This is a genomic window from Candidatus Zixiibacteriota bacterium (genome assembly GCA_018820315.1).
Classification (GTDB): domain Bacteria; phylum Zixibacteria; class MSB-5A5; order JAABVY01; family JAHJOQ01; genus JAHJOQ01.
Map to the genome: position 1 here is coordinate 1 of JAHJOQ010000071.1, position 10,101 is coordinate 10,101.

The following is a 10,101-nucleotide window of genomic DNA, read 5'->3' on the forward strand; positions in this document are numbered from 1 at the left end:
AGATTGGCTCTTGTGGTGAGGGCAGTCGCACTGAAGAAGGCGGGGAGACTCCAGCACGACTCTGCCGCCCAGAGTCTCTCTCGCCACGAGGCCGATGTCGATCCCGGTGACGAGTCGATAATACTCCTTGGCGTTGTTCGATTGCTCCGATGCCATTTCAGCTCCGCCTCCAATGATTTACACGCTGATTGATACTTACCGGCCAGAAACGCTTTCTGACGGTCACTGGATATTGGGTTGTGTTTTGTGCTCAGAAATGTTATTATCTGACTCGTAGTGATCACGAGCGGCGATAGAGATGGTGAAACATGACTGCATGGTTGACTCTTGAAGAAGCAGCGAAGCATCTGAAAATCGGCAAGTCCACGATTTATCGTCTGGCTCGTGAGGGCGATCTGCCCGCCCACCGGATGGGCCGCGTGTGGCGGTTCGACGCCGAAGAACTGGACGAATGGCTCAAATCTGGAAGGCTCGCATCGACCAGAGATAATAATGCGTGAGCCGGGAAATGAAACTTCTTCCGGCGTAGATGAATTGGAGGAAAACGATGGGCAAAAAGAAAGCAACCTACAATAAGACAGGAATCGAGAGCCTTCCTGACGACAAACCTGTTCTATATCGGATTGAAACCGAAGCAGGTAAACTCAACTATGCGGGTGTAGCTCAACGCGGAAGAGTGCAAGACCGATTGAGCGAACACCTCGGAAACATCCCCGGAGCAACCGTTCAGATTGAGCAGTTCAATAGCACTGAAGATGCAAGAGAAAAAGAGGCCAGAGTAATCAAGAAAAATCAACCCAAGTACAATGACCAAGACAAGTAGATGTGACCCACAAGGTCCAGTGCGACAGATACGCTTACTGGTCTATGGGCTGACACTGGGACGACCCTTAGGAGCGGAATTGCTCTTTCCAGTCAGAAGCATGCCAGAGAATGGGAATGTCACGTCCTCGCCGTCGACGAGACCGGCGAAGGTCAACCTAACAACACCGTCATGGCGGTGCTGTAATGAAACAGAAGTTGGCCGGATGGACGATTTGGGAAGACTCCGAGACTTCCTGAATCGAATAACGGGCGTCTCCATACCTAAAGGTTGGCGAAGTAACTCCACATGAGGCTGACTCGTTCTCAGTTTTACGTGTTGCTGCTTGCGATTCTGACTGTGGCTGTTGGGGCCATGACCAATGTCGCCACAGGTCAGATGCCAACTTGGCTTCAGCCTTACCTGTGGCTATCGTGGCCCATTTTGGGCGTGCTTGTTGTCCTCTTCATTATTCTTAGTGTACACCAGACCCATCAAAAGGAACCCGAGCCCCCGCACCCCTCCGAGCCAGAACCGCTAATCCGAGAGCGCAGAAACGAAAGGAGGGCGCTGCGCAACTACCTTGAGCAACTCATTGAAGAGCACAAGTATTTTACTTTTCTTAGACGAGCGAAACCCCTTGATCTTGAGAGAATCTACATCGCCTTGAGGGTTGGAGAATACGTGCCACGGCAACTTCAACCAGATGAACCCATGCAGACTGTGTCGGGGAAATTGCCTTGCCAGCGCTCAGGCACAGTGGAGGTGCCTGAGGCGCTTCGGCTGCACCGTCGTTTGGCAGTGCTCGGTGAGCCAGGCAGCGGCAAGACGACGCTGCTAAAATATCTCGCCCTACGCGTCGCTAGGCGAGACCCTGCCTTAAGTGAGTATGCCCGTGAGAGAGTGTCCAACTGGCTCCCCCGTTTGGCAGATCGCATTCACGGGCGTTTAGTCATAGTGAATGTCGGTTGCGTCGTTGAGTTGTGTGGTCCTGTTGCCCTGGGTTTCTGGATCTGGGGGCTGTTCCATTCTCCGCATCCACTGTTCGCGGCGCTGTTAGGACTCGTTCTGCTCGTCATGCCGCTGCTTATTTTCCTCAGGGCCTCAAGAATTTTCACGGCGCTGAGCATTGGGCTGTTAATGTATTGCTCTTTGGCAGGGCTTGTGCCGTTATTGGCCGTCGGGGCGATGGCGGTCCCCCTGATAATGGCGTTCTATCCCTTCTGGATTCAGCCCCCTCTGGCAGTGCTGAAGTGGCTTCGAGAGCGTTCGACACGCTATCCGCTGCCATTGCATCTGACTCTGAATGACCTAGCCGGGAGTGATGAACTCCTAGAAGTGCACCTAACAAGGACGCTACTGGAAGCGGAGTTCGCTCGTCCCCAGCGGTTTCTCCAGCGAAAGTTGGATAGGGGAGAGTGCCTTATCCTCTTGGATGCTCTGGACGAAGTGGTGGACGAAGCGGCCTATCGCCGGGTCGCAAAGGAAATCAACCGCTTCGCCCTTGCCTATCACCGCAACCAGATTATCGTGACCTGTAGGATTGCCAGTTTTCGGGGTTTGCTTCAGGGCTTTCTTCAGCTAGAGGTGCAGGAGTTAAACGAGAAGCAGGTGGCACTCTTTACTAGGAACTGGTTCGCCGATAGCCCACCCGAAGAGCAGGAAACCAGAGTGGACGGATTGTTGCGCTGTCTGGGGCGCAGCCCTCGGATGCGGGTGCTGACGAGTAATCCTCTTCTCCTATCCATCATAGCCCTGCTCTACGAGAACAAACTCACCCTGCCCGAGAGGCGTGTGGAACTATACGAGGAGTGCGCGCAAGTCCTGCTGAAGGAATTAGAACGTCTGAAGGGACTGGATACCGAGGCGCGTTTTCCCCCAGAGAAGAAGAGGAGTACGCTTCAGTCTGTTGCCACCCACTTCCACGAAAAAGGTGTTCGCATCTTCACCGAAGAGGCGCTCCTGACGGCCCTTGCAGAGGTGCTGCCCAGCCTTGGTTATCCCGGCACGCACAAAAGGGAGTTCCTCAAGGAGATTATGGAGCGCAGCGGCTTGCTTAGGCAGAAGTCCCGAACCTCCTACGACTTCGCCCATCTGACTTTTCAGGAGTTTTTCACGGCCGCTGCCTTCAACGAGAAGGGAGATGCTGAGTCGCTCCTCACACATTTGAATGACCCCTGGTGGCGTGAGGTTATCTTGTTGTTCGTGGGGCTTCTGGGCGATGCCACTCAACTCCTTGAGAGGTTGAAAAGGCACGACATCCTGCTGGGGGCTGCCGCCCTCGCCGATGCCCGCCCTGTGCATACAGAGCCCTTTGAGAGGGTTGCTGGCAAGATTATCGCTGAGCTAACGCACTTAATGAAGGAGGATTCACAGCGCTGCCAAGAGGCTGCCGATGCTCTTGCCGAAATCGCCCGATGGGGCGCGACTGAATATCTGGTTCAGAAAGTACGTGCCGAGGGACAGCCGCCCATCGCGCTGGCAGCCGTTCTAGGACTAACACGGGCAGCGGATAGAGAGGTGCTCGACCATCTTTTCGACCCACTGGGACCCATCCTGCGCCTGCTTAATGGCAGTCTGGGACGATTCAATGCTGCGATGGACGAGCGCATCCTGTTACTCTTAGAGACCATTGATTTCCCTATGATCTTTGTTCCAGCAGGAGAGTTCCTGATGGGCTTCCAAGCATCCAATAAGCGACAGGTACATTTGGATGATTACTGGATTGATAAGTATCTAGTAACCAATGCCCAGTTTCAGCGGTTTGTGAGCGAGTCAGGTTATCAAGCACAAGGGGACTGGCGAAAAGAGTCCATCCCAGGCAAGGAAAATCATCTGGTCGTCAATGTGAGCTGGCATGATGCTGTCGCATTCTGCAAGTGGGCAGGCAAGAGCCTTCCGACCGAGGCACAGTGGGAGAAGGCTGCTCATGGCACCGATGGTCGACACTACCCGTGGGGAAATCAAGAGGATAGAACCCGATGCAACTTATCGTTGCGGGGCACGACCCCAGTTGATCAGTATCCTAGCGGCGTTAGCCCCTACGGGTGCCACGATATGGAAGGTAATGTCCGAGAATGGTGTGCTATAAATTCTTACCATTACTCGTCTGATTCCGACCGTGCCGGACCTGCCCAAGATACAAAGCGTGTGTTGCGTAGTGGGTCGTGGGACTACAGGCGCGAGGCGGCTTTATGCCCCAGCCTCTATGAGCGGGCAGACCCTGAGACTTGGAACCGTGATTGGGGTTTTCGGTGTGCAGTGTTGCATGTTCCTCAGGCAGGAAGTTGAGTTTATGAGTATGTGATCTCATGGGGAAAGATCGAATATTGTGCGCGGCCTACCATCTCGCTCCAGCCGGTTCGAGGAGCAGCGAGAGAAACGTCTTTCGTTCGTCCTGTTTCCGTTTTCTGGCACAGTTCGTGATCCCCCAGCGATCCCCGACAAGAACCACCGTCTCCTTCGCCCGGGTGACGCCGGTATAGAAAAGGTTGCGGTGGTGCATGAAGGCATGGGACTTGTGCACGACGACGACGGCGCATGGAAACTCGGAACCTTGCGCCTTGTGGATTGTGAGGGCGTAGGCAAGCTGAATATCCTGCATGTTTGGCGACCCGGCCTCGATTTCCACCGGTATTCCGTCGAACTCGATAACGAGCGAGCCGTCCCGTGCGACATTGGTAACGACACCCACGGTACCGTTCATCACCCCCAGTTCGTAGTTGTTTCGAGTCTGGATGACCTTGTCGCGGGGAAAGGGCTTCGGCCTGCGCCCGGCCGGGACGACCGGAACCTCCACACGCCACAACTTCTGTTGTATGAGACGCTGCAACTCCCGGTTCAGATCGCGCGTGCCAAGCGGTCCCTTGTGGGTTGGCGTCAACACCTGGACATCCGACACCAAATCGAAACCAAGGCGCTTGTCGAGCACGTTCTTAAACAACTCCAAGAGGAAACGCTGGGCGTCCCATTGGTCGGTGAACTGATCCACCAGGTACCACGCACGGCGGCCGGGGCCATCCGGCTCGCTGGTCTTGCGTACCTCGCCGTTCAGAATCGCGATGCTGTTTTCCTTGAGCACGCCAGCTTGCCTGACCACTTTGTCCAGAATGACCGCCGGCACAACTCTCGACTGGACGAGGTCCCGTAGCAGATTGCCGGGACCTATCGGAGGAAGCTGGTTATGATCGCCGACCAGAACGACAGCGGTCTTCTCCAGATTGATCGCCTGGAACAGTCGCCAGGCCAACGGCACGTCCACCATGGAGACCTCGTCGACAATGATCACGTCGGCATCGATAGGGTTGTCCGGACCGCGGCCGTAGTCCTTGCCGTTGAAACCGAGCAACCGGTGAATTGTGCTCGCTGAATGTCCGACGACCTCTTCAAGGCGCTTCGCGGCCTTTCCGGTGGGTGCCACGAGAATGACACGCAGGTCGCGTTCCGCGTATATGCTCGTATTGGCCGAGATCGTGAACGTCTTGCCGCTTCCTGCCCCGCCGGAAACGAGGGAAATCGAGTGCCGCAGCGCTGTGAGCGCTGCTTCCCTCTGACCGTCGTTCAGTTGGGGAGCAGTCTTCTGCACCAGGGATTCGAGACTATCGGTGCCCGCAAAATGGGGATTAGGCAGGCGGGCTTGCCGAAACAACACCGCTATGTCTTCCTCCATTTTGCGGATGTCAGGTCTGGAGACGAGGAATCGGCCACCAGCGCAGAGCAAGAAAGAGTGTCTTCATCGATTAGGCTGCTCAGCGTCTTTTTGATCTGATCGCGGCGTCGAGGACGTCCATGACAAGCAGCGTGTTGGCCTGGTCGATAAGTTCTTCGAACTCGATCCAGCAGTCGCCTTCATCCAGCGCCGCCCCAATGCAATGGAGTATACCAGCGCGGATACGGGCCGGGTCATCCTTAGCCGTTCCCATCTTGCGGGCAATCTTGTCGACCCGTTTGAATCCGAAACCGCGCACCTCGCGGACAATGATATATGGGTCGGCCTTGAGCAGCCCCAGCGCGTCGTTGCCGAATTTCTTGATCAGGATCGTCACCTGGTGATGCGTGAGCCCGAACGCGGCCAGCCACGTGATCGCCTTATTGGATGCCTTGATTTTGCGCCACTCGTCGCGCAGCTTCTCAACCACCGCCAAGGGAACCTTCGCTGCTTCGGCGATCACTTCCGGTTGTTCAACGATCACCGTATCGAAATCCGCGCCGAAACGTTCTGCAATCAGCCGCGCTTTGACTGGTCCGATACCCTTTATGTCCGGGTGGTTGGCCAGATAGTTGGCGAGTCCTTCGGCATTCAAATCGAGATCGTATTCCATTGCCTCAACCTCGAACTGGCGACCATACTTGGGATGTGTGATCCAACGGCCGTTGAGAACAACTTGCTCGTGCTCGCGGACGTGGAGCTTGCCGGCGAATTGAATCTTGTCCCCGGACGGTGTTACCAACCGACCCGCTGAGAATCCCGGCCCTGCATAGAAGACGGCGTCGATCCGTCCTCGAATTGTCGTTTGAGTTTGTTTCAAATAACCGCCTCTCAGCAAACCACAGCGCGCAGCGCAACTCCAAGCCGATCTTTCCATGGTCACATACCGGAATGATTTGCGGACTGTCGGAAGGCAGGTCGATTGGCCAACTAGGATTGGTTTTGACTTTGAGGGGTTTGAGAAGTTATATTGTTGTAAGAGAATGTGGTAAACGGATTGGTGGGAAAAGTGGAGGGTCCCTTTTGGGATTTAATGGTGATATGGGAAAGCCCCTAGTCATCCACCCTCAGACAGAACAGAACGCGCCGCCCGAGTATGTTATTTATCTGCGGCGTGTCCTGAGTGAGCTAGCTGAAGTCTCCGAAGCGCTTCTGTGTGGATTGAAGGATTTCGACAGCGAAGGAGAGTACACTGGTGTTTCGATTTCCAGTGATCCACTGCCACCAGAATCAGCTCTGAGCGCAATAGCGCTGAGACTCAATTCTGATGACGATGTCACATTCGAACGGGTATGTAATGAAATACAGAGTACCTTTGCGGCAGATGGCATCTCTGGACCAGTGATATTCAATGGCTTCAAATTCAAAGACATTTGGGAACGACTCAAGGAGCGGAAGGCGCTTGTCGCATTCCAACGCAGGTACCCAATTGCCTTGGCCTCATACCATGATCTGTCTACAGACCTTTACAACTCAATAGATCGTTGTCCAGAGATTTGGAATGGCATTGCCTCCTATTGGTTTCTTTGGCGAACGAAGGAAACCATTGATGTCATGAGAGCGGAGTCTGCGGGGCGCCTTCATGTGCATGTAGGACCGAACGTCAATCTTGTTGAACTCGCTAAGAGACTACTGGTTTTGTCTGATTCTGTTACATTCTGGTATGCGGGGCCGATCACATTTCCTGTTGGAGACTGCTCTATATGCAAACTCTCTACCTTAGAACCTGGGACACCCGTGTCTACAACAGCAAGTTGCTAGAAACTGACTTTTAGAACAATAAGTCCAAACTCACCAACAACTAGAACGTTGTCATCATGCACAGCTACATCAGAGCATTCACCGTCCGTGTTATATCTGCCCACTAAGTTCGGATCAGAACGATCGGCAATATAAAGAACAGAAACCCCCCGTGCTCCTGCACAAAATACTAGGTCTCCACTCACATCCACCCGGTTTATAGCCCCAGATTCCTCGGCACGGAAGTGACTCACAAAAACAGGCTTGGTCGGGTTCTCCAGAGAAAGTATCTGGAGGTCTCGCCCCCAGTACGCCGTAACATAGGCGTACCCAGCCTCTATGACGATCTGACGAGCTTCACCCGGCATATCACAGCTATCAACTATTTGGGGCTTCGCTGGTTTAGTGACGTCTACGATTATTATGCCATCTTCGTCAGCCGCTAGGTAAGCAAACGATCCCTGGACTGCCACATCCCATGAGGTCAAACCCGGCGCCCCGGTACGGCCGTCCCACCACAGCACCTCTGGCGATAGTGCTAAGTTGATAATCTGCAGCCCAGTGTATCCGGTTGCGACAAAGGCAAGCGTATCCACAATGACGACACCTTTGGCTTGACCCGAATGCCCGCGGACCGATTCTTTGGTTGGCACCTGTGGATTTGATACATTAACTACTAGAAGAGGACCGTGGTGTGTCCCTTGGACCATATAGACCTTTGATTCGGACACATCAAGGTCTACACCGCGACCGAAATCCGTCGAGAAAGGAGGACCGAGCAGAACGGGCGCATTCAGCTCTGAAATGCCGATAATATACATATTCCCCATACTGCAATCTAGGGCGTAGGCACGCTGATCAGCTACTACAATCCTACACAGCCCTTTGGGTTCTACCAAGCTACCGACTAGCGATAGATTAACTCGAGTAGAAGTGTCCGGCAATATGAACCCTGCTGCGCCAGATGACTTCACCCCCAACACGAATAGAACTCCAAGGACAAGGATGAACCTCAGCATTTCAGCTTCCTTTCTTACATAGCCTATGACGTTCTTCGTTTCCTGCAGTAATGGCAGAACTCACCGAATTCGATCTTTCTCCGGCAGACTCTGCACCGAGGCTGTCGGCTGAAGGTGTGAACCTTCTTTCTTCGGAATGGATTCTCCTTCTTTCCCTTTCCTGACTCCGATCTGTATGCCACTTCATTCACATCTTATTACCTTTTGAGAGCCGTCTGGCATCTGATATTCAGCAATGCCGTAGGTATAACCACTCTTAATTCGTGATAATCAAAACTTACCCCAGACCTCCCAGGTGTCCGTTTCCTCCGGCCATTCTTCATCGTCATCATCGAGATCATGGAAGAAATCAAATCCGGTCATGGTCTCCTCCTGCAACCGTATCTGACCATCTCCGCATCGAGAGTGGACATCAACTACACTCCAAACCACTATTGTACTGTACTCACAAAGGCAAGCAAGCATACTACAATCTGAGCTGAAGGCAATTCGTTGCACTTTGCCCGGATTGTCAGAGAGCCTCTTGAACTCTGTTCCGCTCTCTATATCCCATATTGTAACGACTCGTCCTCCGAAATCCCAGCTTGTTGCTGCAACGAGTCTATTGTCTGGACTGAAAGCTAAGTTCTCAATTCGATTGAATCTTATCTTGGTATTTGGTTCAGGGATGGGAGCGAATGAATGCAACTGGTTCCCGGATCGAGAATCCCAAATTCGCAAGGTCATATCACTGCCAGCACTTGCAATGAGACTGGCATCGCTACTAATGGCCACGGAGTAGACGAATCCGTCATGACCGGCGAAGGTTCTAATCTCTTTCCCGGTGGAGACGTTCCAAAGCTTCACCAACTGATCTGCACCGCCACTTACCAACAATTCGGCATCGTTGTTGAACGCAACATCAATAATGCCATCCAAGTGGCCGATGGGGACGTAAGGACGGGAATCGCCGATTGAAATTTGATCACAACCAAGTAGTACTATCAAAGCGAGCGATAGAATTTGCCGGATATCCATGATCCATCATCTCCTTTGGTAATCTCCCGTGATTCACCTCTCATTTGATATCCAGATTATCGGTTCAATCAGAATGGATTCGATGGAAAGAATAGCTTGATAGCACAATGATGCAAGCACTATAGCCTTTGTCACGGCCCGGCTCATAGATGGCTTTTTCTATTATCATCAAAGATTCTGCCACCAAGTAGATCCCCTGCCTAGATAGTGAATTGAACAACCGACCAATCTATTTAAAGGTAAACATTGCAGATGATGTGGTCAAGTGCATTCCGCCGGAATCACATGGCGCATTCGCCGGAATACGCATCAGGGGCTGCTCGTACAACCAGATAACTCCACTCGCCTTTCAGATATCCACTGACCGGTTCTGACAGTGTGCATCTGTTTCTTTCCGGTGGTAAGATGTACCCAGTTCCGGGGAGGGAGTATGTCAACAAACAAGGCATGGCATTCGGTCGGTGACGACTGCTATCACAATAATGAGAAGTGTACCCGAGGCTGGATGATTCCGAAGAGTGAACAGATCGAAGGAACTGGTGACAGACCGCTGTGTATCGTGTGTAGGGTGTTGAATGAGAGAGAGCGGGAGGTGTCGAAGCAGAATGAGTGACAGCACTGAGATTGTGCTGCATGAGAGTACCCCCCGGGGTACCCAGTACCGATGGGCTTGTTGATAAACCCTGGTTATTGTCTAAGGTAAACATCATATGCGGTTGATTTGTGGAGACGGTCGGTTTATGTTCCACAGATGAGATGAGAAGTGCCAGAACAAGTAGCCAATGGCTGTTTTTAGGGCTGAAAGAACTCTATAA

7 protein-coding genes and 1 pseudogene are annotated in these 10,101 nt (G+C 52.9%); 5 read left to right on the forward strand and 3 right to left on the reverse strand.

The annotated features are described in order from the left end of the window. Positions 1 to 308 precede the first annotated feature (308 nt). The 3 genes from KKH67_06465 (at position 309) to KKH67_06475 (ending at position 4,093) form a co-directional block, all read left to right on the forward strand. On the forward strand, positions 309 to 500 hold the full coding sequence (locus KKH67_06465; protein ID MBU1318827.1) for a helix-turn-helix domain-containing protein: 192 nt from the start codon (positions 309 to 311) through the stop codon (positions 498 to 500). 47 nt (positions 501 to 547) lie between these two features. Further along, positions 548 to 823: a GIY-YIG nuclease family protein gene (locus tag KKH67_06470; GenBank protein ID MBU1318828.1), complete on the forward strand. Its 276-nt coding sequence runs from the start codon at positions 548 to 550 to the stop codon at positions 821 to 823. Positions 824 to 1,111: 288 nt separating this feature from the next. After that, complete coding sequence (locus KKH67_06475; GenBank protein ID MBU1318829.1) at positions 1,112 to 4,093, forward strand: SUMF1/EgtB/PvdO family nonheme iron enzyme; 2,982 nt, start codon at positions 1,112 to 1,114, stop codon at positions 4,091 to 4,093. A gap of 49 nt (positions 4,094 to 4,142) precedes the next feature. On the opposite strand, the pseudogene KKH67_06480 reads toward KKH67_06475, so the two are convergent. Beyond that, positions 4,143 to 6,387: pseudogene (locus KKH67_06480) on the reverse strand (AAA family ATPase). 164 nt (positions 6,388 to 6,551) lie between these two features. On the opposite strand from KKH67_06480, the gene KKH67_06485 reads away from it, so the two are divergent. After that, positions 6,552 to 7,271, forward strand: a complete 720-nt coding sequence (locus tag KKH67_06485) for a hypothetical protein (GenBank protein ID MBU1318830.1) — start codon at positions 6,552 to 6,554, stop codon at positions 7,269 to 7,271. On the opposite strand, the gene KKH67_06490 is transcribed toward KKH67_06485, so the two are convergent. Next, positions 7,268 to 8,080, reverse strand: coding sequence for a hypothetical protein (locus KKH67_06490; GenBank protein MBU1318831.1), 813 nt, complete (start codon positions 8,078 to 8,080; stop codon positions 7,268 to 7,270). The two genes, KKH67_06485 and KKH67_06490, sit on opposite strands and share 4 nt — an antisense overlap. 459 nt (positions 8,081 to 8,539) lie before the next feature. Continuing rightward, on the reverse strand, positions 8,540 to 9,286 hold the full coding sequence (locus KKH67_06495; protein MBU1318832.1) for a hypothetical protein: 747 nt from the start codon (positions 9,284 to 9,286) through the stop codon (positions 8,540 to 8,542). Positions 9,287 to 9,716: 430 nt separating this feature from the next. Here KKH67_06495 and KKH67_06500 point away from each other — a divergent pair, with 430 nt between their 5' ends. Next, entirely contained in the window at positions 9,717 to 9,899 is a 183-nt protein-coding gene (locus KKH67_06500) for a hypothetical protein (protein MBU1318833.1), read from the forward strand. The last annotated feature ends 202 nt before the right edge of the window (positions 9,900 to 10,101 follow it).